The organism is Paraburkholderia diazotrophica, assembly GCF_900108945.1.
In the GTDB taxonomy this organism is placed as follows: domain Bacteria; phylum Pseudomonadota; class Gammaproteobacteria; order Burkholderiales; family Burkholderiaceae; genus Paraburkholderia; species Paraburkholderia diazotrophica.
In genome coordinates this window covers 297,166-317,903 of sequence record NZ_FNYE01000005.1, presented here as the reverse complement: position 1 = coordinate 317,903, position 20,738 = coordinate 297,166, and the positions used below count along the sequence as shown (strand labels likewise).

The following is a 20,738-nucleotide window of genomic DNA, read 5'->3' as shown; positions in this document are numbered from 1 at the left end:
CTTCGTGTCGCGGGTTCAGCGTTTTCGCGGCCTTCTTTCAACACGGTCAATAAGAGAAGGGGACACTATGAGTCTCGTCGAAGTGAAGGTGCCGGACATCGGCGATTTCAAGGACGTCGATGTCATCGAAGTCAATATCAAGCCGGGTGACACGATCGAAAAAGAGCAGTCGCTGTTGACGCTCGAATCGGATAAGGCGTCGATGGAAGTGCCGAGCGATACGGCCGGCACCGTCAAGGAAGTTCGCATCAAGGCCGGCGACAAGGTTTCGCAGGGCACCGTCATCGCCCTCGTCGAAACGTCCGGCGAAGCCCAAGCCAGCAAGGAACCGGGGAAGGCCGCATCTGCGCCCGCGCCCGCTGCTGCATCGACGGCAGGCGGCGGCGTGCAGGAAATCAAGGTGCCGGATATCGGCGACTACAAGGATGTGCCCGTCATCGAAATCGCCGTGAAGGCCGGCGATCGCGTCGAGAAGGAGCAGTCGCTCATCACGCTCGAATCGGACAAGGCGACGATGGACGTGCCGAGCCCCGCGGCTGGCGTGGTCAAGGAAGTGAAGGTCAAGGTCGGCGATACCGTTTCCGAAGGCACTGTGATCGTGCTGCTCGAAGGCGCGGGCGCGGCTGCGCCTGCACCGAAGGCAGCGGCTCCTGCGCCGGCTGCAGCACCGGCTGCCGCCGGTGCACCGGCGCCGCAAGCGGGCAGCTATTCCGGCTCGGCCGACATCGAGTGCGACATGCTCGTGCTCGGTGCGGGCCCCGGAGGTTACTCGGCCGCCTTCCGCTCGGCCGACCTCGGCATGAAGACGGTGCTCGTCGAACGCTACCCGACGCTCGGCGGCGTGTGTCTGAACGTCGGCTGTATTCCGTCGAAGGCGCTCTTGCACACGGCGCTCGTCATGGACGAAGTGGACGAGCTTGCTGCCCACGGCATCTCGTTCGGCAAGCCGCAGATCGATCTCGACAAGCTGCGCGATTTCAAGTCGGGCGTCGTCAAGAAGCTGACGGGCGGTCTCGCCGGCATGGCGAAGGCGCGCAAGGTCGAAGTCGTCACGGGCGTCGGCACGTTCGTCGATCCGCATCATATGGAAGTGCAGGGCGAAAGCGGCAAGAAGGTCGTCCGGTTCAAGCAGGCGATCATCGCGGCCGGCTCGCAAGCCGTGAAGCTGCCGTTCATTCCGGAAGATCCGCGCGTCGTCGATTCGACGGGCGCGCTCGAACTGCCCCAGATTCCGAAGCGCATGCTCGTGATCGGCGGCGGCATCATCGGGCTGGAAATGGCGACCGTCTATGCGACGCTCGGCGCGCAGATCGACGTCGTCGAAATGCTCGACGGCCTGATGCTCGGCGCGGACCGCGATCTCGTGAAGGTCTGGGAGAAGTTCAACAGCCAGCGTTTCACCAGCGTGATGCTGAAGACGAAGACCACGGCCGCCGAAGCAAAGGCTGACGGCATCTATGTGTCGTTCGAGGGCGAGAAGGCGCCCGCCGAGCCGCAGTGCTACGACCTCGTGCTCGTCGCCGTGGGCCGCAGCCCGAACGGCAAGAAGATCGGTGCGGACAAGGCAGGCGTGGCCGTGACGGATCGCGGCTTCATCGAAGTCGACAAGCAGCAGCGCACCAACGTGCCGCACATCTTCGCGATCGGCGACGTCATCGGCCAGCCGATGCTCGCGCACAAGGCCGTGCATGAAGGCCACGTCGCGGCGGAAGCGGCACACGGGGAGAAGGCGTACTTCGACGCGCTGCAGATTCCGTCGGTGGCCTACACCGATCCGGAAGTCGCTTGGGCGGGCAAGACGGAAGACCAGTGCAAGGCCGAAGGCATCAAGTACGGCAAGGCGGTGTTCCCGTGGGCCGCATCGGGCCGCGCGATTGCCAACGGCCGCGACGAAGGCTTCACGAAGCTGATCTTCGACGAAGAGACGCATCGCGTGATCGGCGGCGGCATCGTCGGCCTGAATGCGGGCGACCTGATTAGCGAGGTGTGTCTAGCGATCGAGATGGGTGCCGACGCAACGGATATCGGCAAGACGATCCATCCGCACCCGACGCTCGGCGAATCGATCGGCATGGCCGCCGAACTGTATGAAGGCGTCTGTACGGATCTGCCGCCGCAGAAGAAGAAGTGAGTGGCGGGCGGCGTGCGTTCGTCACGCCGCATTCGCGATCGGCGCATGTGACAACGGCGCGTCCCTCGAAAGAGGGGCGCGCCGTTTTTCATGGCGTCGCGTCGGCGTCGCGATCGTCGCCGCCTTGCGTTTGCACGGAACGCGCGGCAACGCAGATGGCAAAGCGAACGCTCAGCGAGCGGGCAAAAAAAATCCCGGCCTGAGCCGGGGAAACGATACGCTGTTTAACGTATCGGAGCGTCTGGCCGCCCGGTCGCCGAAGCGTTGACCATGCGGCGCCATTCCGTTCCGCCAGTCACTTCGACAGTGTCTCTCGCGGCTGCGCCTCGACGGATGATGAGCATCCGTCGGGCGCGGGTGAGGCCCGATCCGTTGAAACCGTTTCGTTGATTCTTAGACAGCAGCCTTCTTGGCCGATGCTGCCGTACGCGAAGCCTGAGCAGCAGCTTGCGAAGCGGCCTTCGACGCAGCCGTTGCAGCCGCATTGAAGTTGCTTTCAGCGATTTCGACGGCTTGCTTCGTTGCCTTGTGAACCGTTTCGTACGTCGTGTTAGCAGCCGTGATGGCCGACTTGATCACGGCGACAGCCGTTTCCGAACCAGCCGGTGCGTTCTTTGCGACGTTCTCGACGAGCGCTTGCACCTTCTTGTTCTGCTCTTCGTATTGAGCTTCAGCGACGCGTGCGAATTCAGCTTGCGTAGCCGATGCGATTTCGTACAGGTGACGGCCATACGACAGAACCTTTTCTGCCACCGGCTGCGTCAGGCCCGCTTGCAGCGCGAGCAGTTCTTGCGCGTCCTTTACCGACAGCGCGCGTTGTGCGTTTTCCTGGCTTTCCGCGATCGTCGACTTGACGACTTGCAGATTCAGCTCGACCAGCTTTTCGACGCCTTCGAATGCCTTCGAGGTCAGGCCGAACAGGGTTTCGAGGTTGGCCTTCTGCGCTGCGGCGAATTGCTCAGGGGTCAGCAGAGTCATGTTTACGCTCCTGGATTACCGGCCCGTCTATTGCGGACCGAGTTGGGTTAACTGCAGATCGGGATGGGTTCGCTGGTCCGCAGTGCGTTGTGCGTCGCAGCAATGGTTCCCATTTTAGGACGGCTCTGATGGAAGTCAAGAATTATTTTGTGCAACGCACAACGCATAGAAACCGCTGTTAAAACAGTAGGTTATGTAGCGTTTATGACATTGCGGTGAAGCGTCGGCGCACTAGGGTTTGCACTGATGTGGTGCCGCAGAACACGCGCTCTCCCAAGCTGCGAAAGGCGCCGACAGCCCAGCGGCATATTTTTGGACGAACAGGTAAAATTCTTAGGTAAACCGAAAACTGTCGCGGAACGTTAAAACCCCATTCCGGTCAAATGCGCGATGTGCTGTTTCCCGTAATCGCTTAAAAATCGGGCGGCTCGCGATATCTGCGAAACGCGCATTGCGTGCGCACGGCAACGTTCCGGGACGTTTGCGGGTCGGATCGATTCTCTACCGTACGCGACCGTACTTCCCCTGATCAAGTTTGTGTCGAATATGCCGATATGCTGACCGAGTGAGTCCCGTTCAGTGGCAAGGCAGTGGCGACGTGCCGGTGTGTCATTGGCATTTTCGATGGCACACCCGTGGCTTATTGTCTTTCTTAACAAGGCCTGACAACTTGGTTTAAGGAAGATCGATAAGTGCTTAATATTGCTAATTTTTAACTGTTTTACTACACTGGCGAAAACTCTCCCGCCGCTCCAACCAGAACACCAATGAAAACCGACATGTTTTCGTCACTAAAAGTGATGCACGGCGCGGCGCTCAGCACCGCTCTGTCGGTGGCTGCCTCGGTGGTCATCGCAGCGGCTTTTGCCGCACCCGTCGACGCGTTCGCCGCGTCCGCCACGGCTCCCGCCAAAACCGCGAAAGCTGGCAAGAAGTCGCCCAGAAAGGCGGCTGCCGACAAGGTCTCCAGCCGGTCGTCGAAAGCCGTGAAGGCGGCGGCCGTCGCCAGCGACGAAGAAACCCGTCCCGTTTCGAAGAAGCGCCGCGTCGCGTACACGATGAACGGCCGGCATCACACGGCCGTTCGCCGCGTCGCGTTCGAGCCGCGTCAGCCGTCCGTCGGCACGGCGTTCGGGCTGCACGAAACGCCGGACGCGCTGATGTTGCGCTCGAGCGTCGCTTACGTGGTCGACCAGAATACGTCGGAGACGCTGTTCGACAAGAACTCGCGCGCCGTCGTGCCCATCGCGTCGATTACGAAGCTGATGACGGCGATGGTCGTGCTCGATTCGAAGGCGCCGATGACCGAGCAGATCGAAGTCACGGACGAAGACCGCGACTATGAGAAGAACACGGGCTCGCGTCTGTCCGTCGGCTCGGTGCTCTCGCGTGAAGACATGCTGCACATCGCGCTGATGGCGTCGGAAAACCGCGCCGCAGCCGCGCTGTCGCGCTACTTCCCGGGCGGCCGTCCCGCTTTCATGGCGGCGATGAACGCGAAAGCGAAGGCGCTCGGCATGACCGACACGCACTTCGAGAACCCGACGGGCCTGACGAGCCAGAACGTGGCGAGCGCGCGCGATCTCGTGAAGATGGTCAACGCCGCGTATCAGTACCCGATGATTCGCAGGTTCTCGACGGATCGCAGCTACGAGGTGTACACGGGCAAGCGCACGATCGCGTACAACAGCACGAACGCGCTGGTGCGCAATTCGTCGTGGGACATCGGCCTGCAGAAGACGGGCTTCATCAACGAAGCGGGCGAGTGCCTCGTGATGCAGGCGACGATCCACGATCGCCCGATGATCCTGGTGCTGCTCGATTCGTCGGGCAAGTATTCGCGTTTCGCCGACGCCCAGCGTCTGCGCACGTGGCTCGACAACGGCGGCGAACAGCGCATCACGAGCGCGGACGCCAACGGCGCAGGCACCTGAGCGCAAGCCTCATCCCGACGAAGGACAATGAAAAGCCCCGCTTAGCGGGGCTTTTTAATTGCGTCGGTTCTAACGGCTTGCAGGCGTACTTATGGGTGTGCTCGCAAGCTTATTACGCGGCAAGGCGCAAATCATGCGGATTGCGCCGGCGACGTAGCGGCTTGTTGCTGCTGCGGGTGATAGCCGAGCGATTCGGAAATCACGAGCGCCGTCTTGCTCAACTGTCCGAGCCACGAATCCTGCAACCGGTCGGCGGGCGCGGAGAGCGACAGGCCGGCGACCAGCTTGCCCGTATCGTCGTAGATGCCCGCCGCGATGCAGCGCACGCCCAGTTCCAGCTCCTCGTTGTCGCGCGCGCACGCTTGCTGGCGGACGTACAACAGTTCACGTTCGAGTTTCGCGAGATCGGTGATGCTGTTCTGCGTATGGCCGGACAGGCCCGTGCGCGTCGCATACGCACGCACGCGGGTCGATTCGTCCGCGGCGAGGAAGAGCTTGCCGACGGAGGTCAGATGCAGCGGCGCGCGGCCGCCGATCGCACGCACGACCTGCATCCCCGAGCGCTCGGAGTAGGCGCGTTCGATATAGACGATCTCGTCGCCCTGGCGCACCGACAGGTTCACGGTCTGGCCCGTCAGCCGATGCAACTCGCGCATCGGCATCAGCGCGGCGTCGCGCACCGACAGGCGCGCTTTCACGAGATTGCCGAGTTCCAGCAGCCGCATGCCGAGGCGGTAAGTGCCCGGGTCCGAACGATCCACGAGACGGCATGTCACCATGTCGTTCAGGATGCGGTGGGCAGTGGAGGGGTGAAGATCGGTGCGCTGCGCGAGCTCCTTCAGACTGACAGGATCGCTGTGCGCGGCAAGGGCGTCCAGCAGGCGCATCATGCGCTCGATCACCTGGATCGAGGTTTTGGGGTCCGGGTTCGTATCGCTCATAAGGCTAAACGGTTGACGCGTCAAACAGCGAAAAACCGATTGTATCTCGTATTGTGAAAAAAGCGAACGCCGGTCGAAATTGTCGTCGGCTGGCGGCGTCGTGCAGCGCATTGCGGATTCATTGCGCGCAGGAGCCGTCACGCGTTGGTATTGCGCGCCAAACAGCGGATAATCAGGGACGTTTCCCCGGAGGAGCACTCATGCGAGTCGGTTTTTTCGTCACCTGCCTGATCGATCTGATGCGCCCCGAAATCGGCTTTTCCGCGATCAAGTTGATCGAGCGCGCGGGCTTCGAAGTCTTCGTGCCGCCGGCGCAAACGTGCTGCGGGCAGCCGGCCTACAACTCCGGCGATCGCGGCATTGCGCGCGATCTCGCGGAAAAGACGCTGCGCGAGTTCGAGCAGTACGATTATGTGGTCGTGCCGTCGGGGTCTTGCGGCGGGATGATTCGCACGCACTATGGCGATCTTTTCGCCGACGACCCCGAGCTGATGGGCCGCTTCGCGCGCCTGCGTCCGAAGGTCTATGAACTGACCGATTTTCTCGCCACCGTCGCGAAGATCGAGCTGACGCCGGGCGAGTTCCGGGGACCCGTCACGTATCACGATTCGTGTTCCGGGCTGCGCGAACTGGGCGTCAAGGAGCAGCCGCGAGCGCTGCTCGCGCAGGCGGGCGTCGCCGTGACCGAGATGAAGAACTGCGAGCACTGTTGCGGCTTCGGCGGCACCTTCGCACTGAAGTTTGGCGATATCTCGACGGCGATCGTCGACGAGAAATGCGCCAACATCCAGGCAAGCGGTGCGAATACCGTCGTGCTCGGCGACCTCGGCTGCATGCTGAACATCGAAGGGCGCCTGCGCCGCACGGGCGATGCGACCACGCGCGTGCTGCACATCGCGCAGGTGCTGGCGGGCGACGCGTAAGCCGCGCGATCTGGCCCGGCCACTGCAGTCAACGGCAGTCAGTAGCCAGCAGTCAACATCGATAACCCGATCCCAAGGCCGTCATGCAAGTCCAAACGATGCAGTTCAAGGCGCGCGCGGGCCAGAAACTCGCCGACCAGCGCCTTCAGCAGAATCTGACCAAGCTGTCGACGAAATTCGTGTCGGCGCGTGCGTCGGCGATGACCGCGATCGACTTTCCGGCGACGCGCACCGCGCTCAAGGAGCGCCGCAACCGCGCATTGGAAAACCTCGACGTCTGGCTCGAAACGTTCGAGCGCGAGGCGACGCGGCGCGGCGTCACCGTGCTGTTCGCCGAGACGACGCAGGAAGCCGCGAAGCTCGTCGCCGACATCGCGCGCAAGCACGACGTGAAGAAGGTGATCAAGACGAAGTCGATGGTGTCCGAGGAGATGCGCCTGAACGAGGTGCTCGGACAGATGGGCGTGCAGTCGATCGAGACCGATCTCGGCGAGTACATCCTGCAAATCAACGACAACGAGCCGCCGAGCCACATCATTGCGCCCGTCGTCCACAAGGACAAGGAAGAGATCGCCGATCTGTTCGCGAAGACGCATCAGCGCCCGCGCCTGACCGAAATCCCCGAGATGACGCGTGAAGCGCGCGAGATGCTGCGTCCGCATTTCATGACGGCCGACATGGGCGTGACGGGCGGCAATTTCGTGATCGCGGAAACGGGCTCGGTTGCGCTCGTGACCAATGAAGGCAACGAGGGCATGTGCACGGTGATGCCGCGCGTGCACGTCGCGGTGACGGGCATCGAGAAAGTGCTGCCGACGCTCGAGGATCTCGCGACGGCCATGCGTCTGCTGCCGCGCTCGGCGACGGGGCAGGACATCTCGAACTATTTCTCCGTGCTGACGGGGCCGCGCGCCGTGGACGATCAGGACGGGCCGGAGCATATGTACGTGGTGCTCGTCGATGGCGGGCGCACCGGGCTGATCGGCGGCGACTTTCAGGAGATGCTGCGCTGTATCCGTTGCGGCGCGTGCATGAACCATTGCCCCGTGTATCAGAAGGTCGGCGGCCATACCTACGGCTGGGTCTATCCGGGGCCGATGGGCTCGGTGCTGACGCCGAGCTATGTGGGCATCGAAAAGGCGCTTGATCTGCCGCAGGCCGCGACGCTCTGCGGCGAATGCAATAGCGTGTGTCCCGTCGGCATTCCGCTGTCGGATCTGCTGCGCAAGCTCCGCGAGCGGCAGATGGAGCGTCATCTGCGGCCGTGGCAGGAGCGGTTCGGACTGGCCGTGTGGGGCTATCTCGCGATGCATCCGACGGCTTATGGACTTTTCACGAAGCTCGCCGTGCGAATCCTGGAGCGGATGGGCGGGAGCAGCAAGTCGATCGCGAAACTGCCGCTCGGCGCCGGGTGGACGAACACGCGCGAGATGCCCGCGCCCGTCGGACGCACGTTCCGCGAACTGTATGCCGCGAGCAAGACGCATATCGGATAGGACGCTGTCCTTCTGATGCTTCAAGTAAAGAAGAGGCTGCATCGCTTATGCGATGCAGCCTCTTTCTCTTTGACAGGCGCGAGCGGATCTCTGCCGCTCAAGTCCATCGATTAGTGTGGCCTGCCGCCCTCAGCATTCCATTGCTCGCCTCTGCTGAGGCCGCGGGCCGGAGGTGGTCCGCCGCCGCCACGATTGCCGCCACCTTGAGGTTGTGGTGCGCCGGCTTGTACCGGCGGGCGCATGCCGTGCATGCCGCCCGAGTTGCCGCCCGCGTTCATCGGCGGGTTGTTCGTCTGCGGCGGCGGCCCATGCGGCCCGCCGCCGTTCGGTCCGCGGTGATCGTTCCCATTTCCGCGATCGTGATCGTGGCCATGGTCGCCCCAGCCTCCCCAATGACGGTGATCGTAGTCGCGGCCCGAATAACCGCCGAATCCGAGGAACAGGCTCGATTGCACAGGCGGCTCCGCGTAGCCGTATGCGGGCGCGCCGTAAGGGTCGTAGTAGCCGTCGCTGTAGCCATAGGCGGGCGCGCCGCCATACGGATAGGCGCAGCCACCGAGCGCGGCAGCCGCGCAGACAGCCACGGCAATGGGTGCGAGAGAAGGAATAAGACGTTTCATTTGAGTGTTAGACAGACGAACGAGAGGCACATTGCCCATGCGTTATTTGTAGCGCCAGCTGGGTATTACCTGTGTGTGCTTTTGTAAGGATTTCTTTCGGCTACCGAAAGGCACGGCTGGCGGCGGCTGCAAATTGGTCAGTGGTCCGACTGTTCATCCGACTGCAACGCAGCGTTGTCCTGGGGCGGGTTTTTCCGGATTGCGCCTTCATCTACCATTTCGACTGGGCAAAGTGCGCCTGTGCACCTCGGCCCGCTTTGAGAGAACGACATCATGAAAAAGAAAATATCGGTGTATTGGCCTTGGGCAATCATCGTGCCGCTTGCGGCCGCTGCGTACCTGCATCTGTACAACGACGCGGGTGCGCAATCGTCGCCGTCGCCGCTCGCGGCCGACCGCGTATCGGCGGAACTGGCGCGTGCAGTGTCTTTCGGATACGTCAGCGGCGAAGCGTCGATGCCCGCCGACGCGATGCACCCGGCTGCCCGCATGCCGGCCCAGTCGCTCTGATCGGCAAGGTCGGCACGGCGCCGGCGTGATTTTGCACGGCTTTGTATAATCGCGGCACTGTTTCACCTTTTATGACATATGCGGCTGAGCCGCTCAGCCATCGATGAATACGGTCGCCATCTGTTTCGTGTGCCTTGGGAACATCTGCCGTTCCCCGACTGCGGAAGGCGTCATGCGGCACATGCTGGCTGAGGCGAAGCTGACTGATCGCGTGATCGTCGATTCGGCGGGCACGGGAAACTGGCACATCGGCGAAGCGCCGGACGAGCGCGCGCAGCGCGCGGCCAAAAGCCGCGGTTACGATTTGTCGACATTTCGCGGGCGTCAGATCACTGCCGCCGACTTCGAGCGCTTCGACCTGATCGTCGCGATGGACGACAAAAACGTCGCGGCGCTCAGACAAATCTGTCCGCAGGCGCAGCAGGACAAGATTCGTCTGCTGATGGAATTTGCGACGGATGCGGGTGCGCCGGTCGCGGATGAAGTGGAAAAAGTTGCGCCAGGTTTCGATATGCGCGAGGTCGTCGACCCGTACTTCGGGGGCGGCGAGGGCTTCGAAATCGTGCTGGACCAATGCGAAGCGGCCTGCCGTGGTCTTATCGCGGCACTTCGGCCCAAATTGACCCTGTAACACAAGTTTTCGTTAAGCGAATGACCCAAATCACACTGGGGATACTTGACTAAATCTGTCATGTATTTATACTTGACCAAACTTGTCGAGAATTGCGGTTCCCACCAGATATGAGACTCACCACGAAAGGCCGTTTCGCCGTCACGGCGATGATTGACCTGGCTCTGCGCCAGGAGCAGGGCCCGGTGACGCTTGCGGGTATCAGCCAGCGCCAACACATCTCCTTGTCCTACCTCGAGCAGCTGTTCGGCAAGCTGCGCCGGCACGAGATCGTCGAGTCCGTGCGCGGACCGGGCGGCGGCTATAACCTCGCGCGTCGCGCCGAGGATGTGACGGTGGCGGACATCATCATCGCCGTCGACGAGCCGCTCGATGCGACGCAATGCGGCGGCAAGGGCTCGTGCGAGGGCACGAAGCATCACGACGGCCATTGCATGACGCACGAACTGTGGTCGACGCTCAATCAGAAGATGGTCGAATATCTCGACTCCGTTTCCCTGAAAGACCTGGTCGACCAGCAGCGCTCGCGCGAAGGCGCGACGGCGGTGCTGCGCGACCGGCGCACGGAAGCGCCCGCCGTGGAGCCGCGCGCGGTGCCGAAGGGTCCGAATTCCGTTTTCAATATGGCTGGCTGACCGAGCGCGCAATCAGACGCGCACGCCAGACCCGCAAAGCCAAATGCACTGATGTCCCCCGGAGCGATTGATGAATAACGACATTCCCCACCTGCCCATTTACATGGACTACAGCGCGACGACGCCTGTCGATCCGCGCGTGGTGGACAAGATGATTCCGTATCTGCGCGAGCAGTTCGGCAATCCGGCGTCGCGCAGCCATGCGTATGGCTGGGACGCGGAGCGTGCCGTCGAGGAAGCGCGCGAGAACGTCGCGGCGCTCGTCAATGCCGACCCGCGCGAAATCATCTGGACGTCGGGCGCGACGGAATCCGACAACCTCGCGATCAAGGGCGCTGCGCACTTCTACAAGTCGAAGGGCAAGCACGTGATCACGGTGAAGACCGAGCACAAGGCCGTGCTCGACACCTGCCGGGAACTCGAGCGCGAAGGCTTCGAAGTGACGTATCTGGACGTGAAGGACGACGGCCTGGTCGATCTGGAAGCGTTCAAGGCGGCGCTGCGCCCGGACACGATTCTGGTGTCGGTGATGCACGTGAACAACGAGATCGGCGTCATCCAGGACATCGAGACGATCGGCGAGATCTGCCGCGAGAAGGGCATCATTTTCCACGTCGACGCGGCGCAGGCGACGGGCAAGGTCGAAATCGACCTGCAGAAGCTGAAGGTCGATCTGATGTCGTTCTCGGCGCACAAGACGTATGGCCCGAAGGGCATCGGCGCGCTGTACGTGCGCCGCAAGCCGCGCGTGCGCATCGAAGCGCAGATGCACGGCGGCGGCCACGAGCGCGGCATGCGCTCGGGCACGCTGGCGACGCACCAGATCGTCGGCATGGGTGAAGCGTTCCGTATCGCGCGTGAAGAAATGGCGACGGAAAACGAACGCGTCCGCATGCTGCGCGACAAGCTGCTGCGCGGGCTGCAGGAAATCGAAGAAACGTATGTGAACGGCGACATGGAACAGCGTGTGCCGCACAACCTGAACATCAGCTTCAACTTCGTCGAAGGCGAGTCGTTGATCATGGCTGTGAAGGATGTCGCGGTGTCGTCGGGCTCGGCGTGCACGTCGGCTTCGCTGGAGCCGTCGTATGTGCTGCGCGCGCTTGGCCGCAACGACGAGCTGGCGCACAGCTCGATCCGCTTCACGGTCGGCCGCTTCACGACGGAACAGGACGTCGATTATGTGATCAACCTGCTGAAGAGCAAGATCGCGAAGTTGCGCGATCTGTCGCCGCTGTGGGAAATGCACAAGGACGGCATCGATCTGTCGACGATCCAGTGGGCCGCGCACTGAGCGCGCCCGAATCAGTCGATCACGAACGCAGGTTGAATCGAATCAAGGAGTGACAACATGGCATACAGCGACAAGGTTCTGGACCACTACGAAAACCCGCGCAACGTCGGCTCGTTCGCGAAAGACGACGATGCGGTCGGTACGGGCATGGTCGGCGCACCGGCTTGCGGCGACGTGATGAAGCTGCAGATCCGCGTCGGCGCGGACGGCGTCATCGAAGACGCGAAGTTCAAGACGTACGGCTGCGGTTCGGCCATCGCATCGAGCTCGCTCGTCACGGAATGGGTGAAGGGCAAGACGCTCGACCAGGCGCTCACGATCAAGAACACGCAGATCGCCGAAGAACTGGCGCTGCCGCCCGTGAAGATCCACTGCTCGATCCTCGCGGAAGACGCGATCAAGGCAGCGGTTGCCGACTACAGGCAGCGTCATGGCGAAACGGCTGCCGCAGCAGCGAGCGCCGAGCAGTCGGCGTAAGCGCATTGCGCGTCGCTTGAGCGCGGTAGTGGCGAGGCGTGGCGGCCGATACTTGAAATCGTCGCCCGCCGGAACGATTTGAGATGCAGGCAGGGTCGCGGCACGGGTCGTGAGAACGACGGCGTGCCGCACATTGAGAAACGCTATGGCAATTACGTTGACCGAAAAGGCAGCACAACACGTCCAGAAATATCTGACCCGACGCGGCAAGGGCGTCGGACTGCGGCTTGGTGTGCGCACGACGGGTTGCTCGGGCCTCGCATACAAGCTCGAGTATGTCGATGAGCTCGCGCCCGAAGACCAGGTGTTCGAATGCAATGGCGTGAAGATCGTGGTCGACCCGAAGAGCCTCGCCTATATCGACGGCACCGAGCTCGACTTCGCGCGCGAAGGGTTGAACGAAGGCTTCAGGTTCAACAATCCGAACGTGAAGGACGAGTGCGGCTGCGGCGAATCGTTCCGCGTGTAAGCGCGTGAATTACGCGGAAAAGGCGGCCTGTGCCGCCTTTTTTCAATTTCGCCACGAACATCGCAAGATATCTGCCTGAGTTTCGCCACGCGCTTTCGACGGACAAACCAATCTGATGGCCTCGCTGAACGACAGTCACTTCAAACTCTTCGATCTGCCGGAGCAGTTCTCGCTCGACGCGTCCGCACTGGATCACGCGTATCGCACGGTGCAGGCGCAGGTGCATCCCGACCGCTTCGCCGCGGCGGGCGACGCGCAGAAGCGCATCGCGATGCAATGGGCGACGCGCACGAACGAGGCGTATCAGACGCTGCGCGATCCGCTCAGGCGCGCGCGTTATCTGCTGGCGCTGCGCGGCGTCGACGTCGGCGCGGAGAACAACACGGCGATGGAGCCGGCATTCCTGATGCAGCAGATGGAATGGCGCGAGAGCATCGAAGATGCGTCGGCCGCGAAGAATGTCAACGCGCTCGACGCGCTGCTCGTGGAACTGCGCGACGAAGAGAAGGTGCGCTTCGCGAAACTAGCCGCGTTGCTCGACAGCGGCTCGAACCAGGCGGCAGGCGAAGCGGTACGGCAACTGATGTTCATCGAGCGCGTGGCGTCGGAGATCGGCACGCAGATCGAACGGCTCGACAGCTAGCGCGGCACGTAGAATTGCGCGGCGCGCGAATCCAGCCGTCTGACTTGCGCTGCACGAATGCGCAGCCCGAACGACACGCGAACCTACATGATCAGGACCGGGGCCTAATCGATTTCGATGGACCCCCAACGGACCCCGACGGACCCGAAGAAGATTCCAGATGGCTTTACTGCAAATTTCCGAACCCGGCATGGCGCCCGCGCCGCATCAGCGGCGACTCGCCGTCGGCATCGACCTCGGCACCACCAACTCTCTCGTCGCGGCGGTGCGCAGCGGCGTGCCCGACGTTTTGCCTGACGACGAAGGACACTATCTGCTGCCCTCCGTCGTGCGGTATCTGGAGAAAGGCGGCCGGCGCATCGGGCGCGTGGCGAAAGCGGAAGCCGTTACCGATCCGCGCAACACGATCGTCTCCGTCAAGCGCTTCATGGGTCGCGGCAAGAGCGAAGTCGAGCACGCGGAAAACGCGCCGTACGATTTCGTCGACGCGCCGGGTATGGTACAGATCCGCACTGTCGACGGCGTGAAGAGCCCCGTCGAAGTGTCGGCGGAAATTCTCGCGACGCTGCGCTATCGCGCGGAAGACACGCTCGGCGATGAACTCGTCGGTGCCGTGATCACGGTGCCTGCCTATTTCGATGAGGCGCAGCGCCAGGCGACCAAGGACGCCGCGCGTCTTGCGGGTCTCAACGTGCTGCGCCTCTTGAACGAGCCGACGGCGGCCGCGATCGCCTACGGTCTGGATAACGGCGCGGAAGGGCTTTATGCGGTGTATGACCTCGGCGGCGGCACGTTCGATCTGTCGATCCTGAAGCTGACCAAGGGTGTCTTCGAAGTGCTCGCGGCGGGCGGCGATTCGGCGCTCGGCGGCGACGACTTCGATCACGCGCTGTATCGCCACGTGCTGCAAAAAGCGAACGTCGCGGCGCAGTCGCTGACGCCCGAAGACGTGCGCCAGTTGCTCGACACAGTGCGCGAGGCGAAGGAGGCGCTGTCGTCGGCGCCCAGCGCGGCTGTCCGGGTCACGCTCGCGAGCGGCGCGAAGATGGACGTCACCGTCGACGAAGCAACGTTCGAAACAATCACGCAGGCGCTCGTGCTGCGCACGCTCGGGCCCACGAAAAAGGCGCTGCGCGATGCGAAAGTGACGCCCGCTGACATCAAGGGCGTGGTACTGGTCGGCGGCGCGACGCGCATGCCCGTCATTCGCCGTGCCGTCGAAAACTTCTTCGGCCAGCCGCCGCTGACGAATCTCGATCCCGACCAGGTGGTCGCGCTCGGCGCCGCCATTCAGGCCGATCTGCTCGCGGGCAACCGCGGCGGGGACGGCGACGACTGGCTGCTGCTCGACGTGATTCCGCTGTCGCTGGGCGTCGAAACGATGGGCGGACTCGCCGAAAAAATCATTCCGCGCAACTCGACGATTCCGACCGCGCGCGCGCAGGAATTCACGACCTTCAAGGATGGCCAGACGGCGATGGCGATTCACGTCGTCCAGGGCGAGCGCGAACTCGTGTCCGATTGCCGTTCGCTCGCGCGCTTCGAGCTGCGCGGCATTCCGCCGATGGCGGCGGGCGCAGCGCGCATCCGTGTCACGTATCAGGTGGATGCTGACGGACTGCTGTCCGTGTTCGCGCGCGAGCAGCATTCGGGCGTGGAGGCGTCGGTGGTCGTGAAGCCGTCGTACGGTCTCGCCGATGACGACGTCGCGCGCATGCTCGAAGACAGCTTCCAGACGGCGGAAGTCGATATGCGTGCCCGCGCATTGCGCGAGGCGCAAGTCGAAGCGCAGCGGCTGATCGAAGCGACGGAGGCGGCGCTGGCCGCCGACGGCGAGCTGCTCGACGCCGACGAGCGCGTGACGCTCACCGGGCTCGTCGAGGCGCTGCGAGTGGTCGCGCCGGGCGAAGACGTCGACGCGATCGAAACGGCAACGAAGACGCTCGCCGAAGGCACCGACGAATTCGCCGCGCGCCGGATGGACAAGAGCATTCGCCGCGCACTCGCGGGCCGCAAGCTCGACGAGATCTGACGCGGCTTTTTGTTGACGGCAACGCGGGACGTCGAAACGCGCCTCGCGCAATGACGGCGATGCAGTGAAAACGCGATTCATGTGTCGCCGCAGAATCACGCAGCGCGTGCCAAAAACGGCCGCGCGATCAGTAAAATGGTACGGTGCCTGAAGGGCGGCGTCCGTGCCCCACAGACCAAACGGAATTTGTATGCCTCAAATCGTTGTGCTGCCTCACGTCGAACTGTGTCCGGACGGCGCGGTCATCGACGCCGTGCCGGGCAAGAGCGTCTGCGACAATCTGCTCGACAACGGCATCGAGATCGAGCATGCGTGCGAGAAGTCTTGCGCGTGCACGACGTGTCACGTGATCGTGCGTGAGGGCTTCAACGCGCTGGAGCCGTCGGAAGAAGACGAGGACGATCTGCTCGACAAGGCATGGGGTCTCGAACGCGAGTCGCGGTTGTCGTGCCAGGCAATCATGCCCGACGACGACGATCTCGTCGTCGAGATTCCGCGTTATTCGATCAACCACGCGAAGGAAAATCACTAACAGGAGCATGCAGCCATGAAGTGGACCGATACGCAAGACATCGCGATGGCCTTGACGGACAAGCATCCGGAAATCGACCCGCAACAGGTGCGCTTCACCGATCTTCACCGTTGGGTGATGGAGCTGGACGGCTTCGACGACGATCCGAACCGATCGAGCGAAAAGATCCTCGAAGCGATTCAGGCGGCATGGATCGAAGACGCGGACTATTGAACGCGTTCCGTCCGTTGTTTGACGTATCAGGCGCGGCAAAAGAAAAGGCGACTCACGTGTGAGTCGCCTTTTTTCGTATGGCGCGCGAAGAGGACGGGCAAGCGGCCGCGTCGGATCGTTGCGTCTAGCCGGCGACCAGCGTGCCGTTCTGCACGCGCACGCGCTGGCCTTGCTGGAACGGCGGCGCCTCGTGATAGGTGAAGTAGCGCGTCTTGCCGTTCTCCATGCGCACACGCACCGAATAGCTGGTCGTGCTGCGCAAATGTTTTTCGACCGAGTTGCCGGCAAGTCCGCCGCCGAGCGCGCCGAGAAGCGTCATCGCAGTACGGCCATTGCCGCTGCCGAACTGGTTGCCGACGACGCCGCCGGCCACTGCACCGCCGACAGCGCCGAGGCCCGTGCCATGTCCTTCCTGACGCACGACCGAGATCGCCTCGACTGTGCCGCAAGTCGAACAGTGGGCCGGTTGTGCTGGCTGTTGCGGCGCATATTGCTGCTGCGGCTGCTGCGCGTATTGCGGGCTCGTCGGCGCCGGCGCGCGCGGGGCCTGCTCGGCCTGTTGCGCCTGCTGGGCTTGTTGCTGTGCAGTCTGTTGCTGCGCCGCCTGCTGTTCCGCGGCCTGCTGTTCAGCCGACTGCTGCTGAGCGGCGGCTTGTGGCTGTGGCTGCGCGGGTAGACGGGCCGGTTGCGCGGTATCGACGACAGGTTGCTGTTGCTGCGTGACGGCAGCCGATTGCGTCTGATCGTTGACCGCGCCGTTGCTCGACGCCTTTGGGAACAGTCCCGTTATGGCCGCCGTGGCGGCGAGACTGGCGATGATGACGGCACCTGCCGCCACCGCAATAAGCGGGTGCAGGCGGCGGGGGGAAGTTTGCGGGTTGTTCGGATTGTTCATGGTGATTGGCCTCCGTCCGGACAGAGCTGCCCTTCTCGAGACTGAGGGTGAGGCATAGTAAGTGCGCCAAAAGGCCCAGCCTTTAGTGTCCGACACGCCATTCGCGTCGGGGTTTCAATTTGTAACGTCAGACGAGCACAGCGTTGACGCGCATGAAACGCGAGGGGCGCGCCGGGCGGCCGGATTGGCCTCATCCGTGCGTTTCGGCAGGCTTTGAAGAAGCGGCCGCGCGCTGACATCGCGCAGCTTTTACCGATGGTTACAAACAACCCGTCGGAGGCAGCAAGAAAGGGAAGGGGTGAGGCGAGGGGAGCGCGCACGGCCCGAGACACGGCCGTGCGCGAATGCCGCCATGCGAGGCAGCAGATGAGACAACGTCGCGATCAGTCTTCGCGGCGCAGATGCGGGAACAGGATGACATCGCGGATGCTCGGGCTGTCGGTGAGCAGCATCACCAGACGGTCGATGCCGATGCCGCAGCCACCCGCGGGCGGCATGCCGTATTCGAGCGCGCGGATATAGTCGGCGTCGTAGTACATCGCTTCCTCGTCGCCGGCGTCCTTCTGGTCGACCTGTTTCTTGAAGCGCGCAGCCTGGTCTTCCGGATCGTTCAGCTCCGAGAAGCCGTTGGCGATTTCGCGGCCCGTGATGAACAGCTCGAAACGCTCGGTGATGCCTTCGACGCTATCCGATGCGCGCGCGAGCGGCGACACTTCAACGGGGTAGTCGATGATGAACGTCGGCTCCCACAGCTGCGATTCCGCCGTTTCCTCGAAGAGCGCCAGTTGCAGCGAGCCCGTGCCCGCATTGAGGAATTGCGGCTGCGTCGTGTCGACGCCGAACTTCTTCAGTTCGGTGCGCAGGAATGCGCCGTCCGTCAATTGCGCATCCGTGTATTGCGGCGCGTATTTCTGGATCGCCTGTGTGATCGTCAGCCGATGGAACGGCTTCGACAGATCCAGCTCGCGGCCCTGATACGCGATCGTCGCGGTGCCGAGCGCGTCGACGGCGGCCTGGCGGATCAACTGCTCGGTGAAGTCCATCAGCCACTTGTAGTCGGTGTAAGCGGCGTAGAACTCCATCATCGTGAATTCCGGATTGTGACGCGGCGACACGCCCTCATTACGGAAATTCCGATTGATCTCGAACACGCGCTCGAAGCCGCCGACCACCAGCCGCTTCAGATACAGCTCGGGTGCGATGCGCAGGAACATCTGCATGTCGAGCGCGTTGTGATGCGTGACGAACGGCTTCGCCGCCGCGCCGCCCGGAATCGGGTGCAGCATCGGCGTTTCGACTTCCATGAAGTTCGCGTCGGCCATGAACTTGCGGATCGACGACACGGCCTTCGTGCGCGCGACGAACGTCTTGCGCGCTTCCGGCGTGACGATCAGATCGACGTAGCGCTGGCGATAGCGCATTTCCTGGTCTGCGAGGCCGTGGAACTTGTCCGGCAGCGGGCGCAGCGCCTTCGACAAGAGGCGCAGTTCCGTGCAGCGCACGGACAGCTCGCCCTTGTTCGTGCGGAACAGCACGCCCTTCGCCGCGACGATGTCGCCGAGGTCCCACTTCTTGAAGGCTTCGTACGTCGCTTCGCCGACGTCGGCGGGCGTGATGAAGAACTGGATCTGGCCCGAACCGTCGCGAACCGTCGCGAAGCTCGCCTTGCCCATCACGCGCTTGAGCATCATGCGGCCGGCCAGCGCGACTTGCAGCGCCTGCGCTTCGAGCGCGTCCTTGTCGGTGTCCGCGAATCTGGATTGCAGGTCGGCGGCGTGATGGGTCGGACGGAAGTCGTTCGGATAGGCGACGCCTTGCTCGCGCAGCGCGCGCAGCTTTTCGCGGCGCTCGGCGATGATCTGGTTGTCGTCCAACTCGGCGACGGCGTTCTGCGGGGCCGCATTCGGCTGGGTCGGTTCGGTCATGGTGATGATGGTCGGTGTTCGGTGCCTCGTGCGCGCCTTCACGGCGTGGGCGCACAGGCGGTCAAAAAAATTCGGCGCGGCGGAATGCGCCGCGCCCGTTGCGCTTATTAGATGCCCTGTTTCAGGCTCGCGCTGATGAACGCGTCGAGATCGCCGTCGAGCACGCTCTTCGTGTTGCTGATTTCGACGTTGGTGCGCAGATCCTTGATGCGGCTGTTGTCGAGCACGTAAGAACGGATCTGGTGGCCCCAGCCCACGTCCGATTTGCCCGCTTCGAGCTTGTCCTGTTCCGACTGACGCTTGCGCATTTCGGCTTCGTACAGGCGCGACTTCAGCATCGCCATCGCTTCGGCGCGGTTGCGGTGCTGCGAGCGGTCGTTCTGGCACTGCACGACGATGCCCGACGGGATGTGCGTGATACGCACAGCCGAGTCGGTCTTGTTGATGTGCTGACCGCCTGCGCCCGAGGCGCGGTACGTATCGATGCGCAGATCGGCCGGATTGACTTCGATCTCGAACGACTCGTCGATTTCCGGATACACGAACACCGACGAGAACGACGTATGACGGCCGCCCGACGAGTCGAACGGCGATTTGCGCACCAGGCGGTGAATGCCTGTTTCGGTGCGCAGGAAGCCGTATGCGTATTCGCCTTCGACCTTGATCGTCGCGCTCTTGATGCCCGCGACGTCGCCTTCCGATTCTTCGAGCACTTCGGCCTTGAAGCCCTTTCGTTCGCAGTAGCGCAGGTACTGGCGCAACAGCATCGACGCCCAATCGCACGCTTCCGTGCCGCCCGCGCCTGCCTGAATGTCGATGAACGCGTTGTTCGGGTCGGCCGGATTCGAGAACATCCGGCGGAACTCCATGTCTTCGATGCGCGCCGTCAGCTTCGTGGCGTCTTCTTCGCACGCGACGAGCGTGTCCTCGTCGTTTTCCTCGCGCGCCATGTCGAAGAGATCCTTCGTGTCGCGCAAGTCGTTATCGAGTGAGCCCAGCACCTCGACGACGCCTTCGAGCAGCTTTTTTTCCTTGCCGAGCGCCTGCGCGTGCTGTGCGTCGTTCCAGACGTTCGGGTCTTCGAGTTCCTTGTTGACTTCGATCAGCCGTACTGCCTTGGCATCGTAGTCAAAGATACCCCCGTAGCTCGCCTGCGCGCGTGCGCAGGTCGGCCAGAGAGGCTTCGATCGCGTTGAGACGTTCCGCTTCCATGTCGATCCACTAGTAATAAATATGGGTTTTTGTCTGCGACGCTGTTTGCCTTAGCCCTTGTCGCGGGCATCCGCGAATGCGTTGTCTGCTTTGCCCTTTGCCGGCATCCGCGATGCGCCTCGCGGCGCGGGCGTTGCCCCTGTGCGGGGCGGCACCTACTTTTCTTTGCCGCGGCAAAGAAAAGTAGGCAAAAGAAAGCCGCTCACACCGCCAATCCTTGACGCTTACCCACGGGCTCTCAACGTCC

Annotated in this window: 20 protein-coding genes; 14 read left to right on the top strand and 6 right to left on the bottom strand. The window is 62.8% G+C overall.

Annotated features, from left to right (window positions below; genetic code table 11):
• The first annotated feature begins 67 nt into the window (after positions 1–67).
• Positions 68–2,131 carry a dihydrolipoyl dehydrogenase gene (gene lpdA, locus BMW76_RS09810; protein ID WP_090864923.1) on the top strand — a complete coding sequence of 688 codons (2,064 nt, stop codon included), beginning with the start codon at positions 68–70 and terminating at the stop codon, positions 2,129–2,131.
• 393 nt (positions 2,132–2,524) lie between these two features.
• Here lpdA and BMW76_RS09805 read toward each other — a convergent pair whose 3' ends face one another.
• Positions 2,525–3,109 (bottom strand): phasin family protein, encoded by a 585-nt coding sequence (locus BMW76_RS09805; RefSeq protein WP_012400861.1) that lies wholly within the window; start codon positions 3,107–3,109, stop codon positions 2,525–2,527.
• A gap of 767 nt (positions 3,110–3,876) precedes the next feature.
• Between BMW76_RS09805 and pbpG the strand changes: the two genes are divergently transcribed.
• Complete coding sequence (pbpG, locus tag BMW76_RS09800) at positions 3,877–5,043, top strand: D-alanyl-D-alanine endopeptidase (RefSeq protein ID WP_090864922.1); 1,167 nt, start codon at positions 3,877–3,879, stop codon at positions 5,041–5,043.
• A gap of 131 nt (positions 5,044–5,174) precedes the next feature.
• Here the strand turns inward: pbpG and BMW76_RS09795 are convergent, their stop codons facing one another.
• Positions 5,175–5,984 (bottom strand): IclR family transcriptional regulator, encoded by an 810-nt coding sequence (locus BMW76_RS09795; protein WP_090864972.1) that lies wholly within the window; start codon positions 5,982–5,984, stop codon positions 5,175–5,177.
• A 200-nt stretch (positions 5,985–6,184) separates the two neighbouring features.
• On the opposite strand from BMW76_RS09795, the gene BMW76_RS09790 reads away from it, so the two are divergent.
• Together BMW76_RS09790 and BMW76_RS09785 are read left to right on the top strand one after the other, a co-directional pair.
• Positions 6,185–6,907, top strand: coding sequence for a (Fe-S)-binding protein (locus BMW76_RS09790; protein WP_090864921.1), 723 nt, complete (start codon positions 6,185–6,187; stop codon positions 6,905–6,907).
• Positions 6,908–6,990: 83 nt separating this feature from the next.
• Positions 6,991–8,403, top strand: a complete 1,413-nt coding sequence (locus BMW76_RS09785) for a lactate utilization protein B (RefSeq protein ID WP_090864920.1) — start codon at positions 6,991–6,993, stop codon at positions 8,401–8,403.
• A gap of 110 nt (positions 8,404–8,513) precedes the next feature.
• On the opposite strand, the gene BMW76_RS09780 is transcribed toward BMW76_RS09785, so the two are convergent.
• Positions 8,514–9,023 (bottom strand): hypothetical protein, encoded by a 510-nt coding sequence (locus BMW76_RS09780; RefSeq protein ID WP_090864919.1) that lies wholly within the window; start codon positions 9,021–9,023, stop codon positions 8,514–8,516.
• A 273-nt stretch (positions 9,024–9,296) separates the two neighbouring features.
• Here BMW76_RS09780 and BMW76_RS09775 point away from each other — a divergent pair, with 273 nt between their 5' ends.
• The 10 genes from BMW76_RS09775 (at position 9,297) to iscX (ending at position 16,459) form a co-directional block, all read left to right on the top strand.
• On the top strand, positions 9,297–9,533 hold the full coding sequence (locus BMW76_RS09775) for a hypothetical protein (protein ID WP_090864918.1): 237 nt from the start codon (positions 9,297–9,299) through the stop codon (positions 9,531–9,533).
• Between the two features lie 103 nt (positions 9,534–9,636).
• Positions 9,637–10,164, top strand: a complete 528-nt coding sequence (locus tag BMW76_RS09770; protein ID WP_090864917.1) for a low molecular weight protein-tyrosine-phosphatase — start codon at positions 9,637–9,639, stop codon at positions 10,162–10,164.
• Between the two features lie 110 nt (positions 10,165–10,274).
• Positions 10,275–10,799 (top strand): Fe-S cluster assembly transcriptional regulator IscR, encoded by a 525-nt coding sequence (gene iscR, locus BMW76_RS09765; RefSeq protein ID WP_012400853.1) that lies wholly within the window; start codon positions 10,275–10,277, stop codon positions 10,797–10,799.
• A 70-nt stretch (positions 10,800–10,869) separates the two neighbouring features.
• Complete coding sequence (locus BMW76_RS09760) at positions 10,870–12,093, top strand: IscS subfamily cysteine desulfurase (RefSeq protein WP_090864916.1); 1,224 nt, start codon at positions 10,870–10,872, stop codon at positions 12,091–12,093.
• Between the two features lie 57 nt (positions 12,094–12,150).
• Positions 12,151–12,570 carry a Fe-S cluster assembly scaffold IscU gene (gene iscU / locus BMW76_RS09755; protein ID WP_090864915.1) on the top strand — a complete coding sequence of 140 codons (420 nt, stop codon included), beginning with the start codon at positions 12,151–12,153 and terminating at the stop codon, positions 12,568–12,570.
• A 145-nt stretch (positions 12,571–12,715) separates the two neighbouring features.
• The gene (iscA, locus tag BMW76_RS09750; RefSeq protein ID WP_090864914.1) at positions 12,716–13,039 is read left to right on the top strand and encodes an iron-sulfur cluster assembly protein IscA; all 324 of its coding nucleotides are present in this window, start codon (positions 12,716–12,718) and stop codon (positions 13,037–13,039) included.
• Positions 13,040–13,154: 115 nt separating this feature from the next.
• Positions 13,155–13,682 (top strand): Fe-S protein assembly co-chaperone HscB, encoded by a 528-nt coding sequence (gene hscB, locus BMW76_RS09745; RefSeq protein WP_090864913.1) that lies wholly within the window; start codon positions 13,155–13,157, stop codon positions 13,680–13,682.
• Positions 13,683–13,842: 160 nt separating this feature from the next.
• Entirely contained in the window at positions 13,843–15,714 is a 1,872-nt protein-coding gene (gene hscA / locus BMW76_RS09740) for a Fe-S protein assembly chaperone HscA (RefSeq protein ID WP_090864912.1), read from the top strand.
• 190 nt (positions 15,715–15,904) lie between these two features.
• Positions 15,905–16,246 carry an ISC system 2Fe-2S type ferredoxin gene (gene fdx, locus BMW76_RS09735; protein WP_090864911.1) on the top strand — a complete coding sequence of 114 codons (342 nt, stop codon included), beginning with the start codon at positions 15,905–15,907 and terminating at the stop codon, positions 16,244–16,246.
• Positions 16,247–16,261: 15 nt separating this feature from the next.
• Positions 16,262–16,459 carry a Fe-S cluster assembly protein IscX gene (gene iscX / locus BMW76_RS09730; protein WP_087735476.1) on the top strand — a complete coding sequence of 66 codons (198 nt, stop codon included), beginning with the start codon at positions 16,262–16,264 and terminating at the stop codon, positions 16,457–16,459.
• A gap of 124 nt (positions 16,460–16,583) precedes the next feature.
• Here iscX and BMW76_RS09725 read toward each other — a convergent pair whose 3' ends face one another.
• From BMW76_RS09725 to prfB, 3 genes are all read right to left on the bottom strand, one after another.
• Positions 16,584–17,354, bottom strand: coding sequence for a glycine zipper 2TM domain-containing protein (locus BMW76_RS09725; protein WP_090864910.1), 771 nt, complete (start codon positions 17,352–17,354; stop codon positions 16,584–16,586).
• Positions 17,355–17,737: 383 nt separating this feature from the next.
• Positions 17,738–19,279: a lysine--tRNA ligase gene (gene lysS, locus BMW76_RS09720; protein WP_090864909.1), complete on the bottom strand. Its 1,542-nt coding sequence runs from the start codon at positions 19,277–19,279 to the stop codon at positions 17,738–17,740.
• 107 nt (positions 19,280–19,386) lie between these two features.
• Positions 19,387–20,491 (bottom strand): peptide chain release factor 2 gene (gene prfB / locus BMW76_RS09715; protein ID WP_143062234.1). Its coding sequence is split into 2 segments (ribosomal slippage): positions 19,387–20,409 and positions 20,411–20,491, totalling 1,104 coding nucleotides; the frame shifts between segments, so codons are not numbered across the junction.
• Between the last annotated feature and the right edge of the window lie 247 nt (positions 20,492–20,738).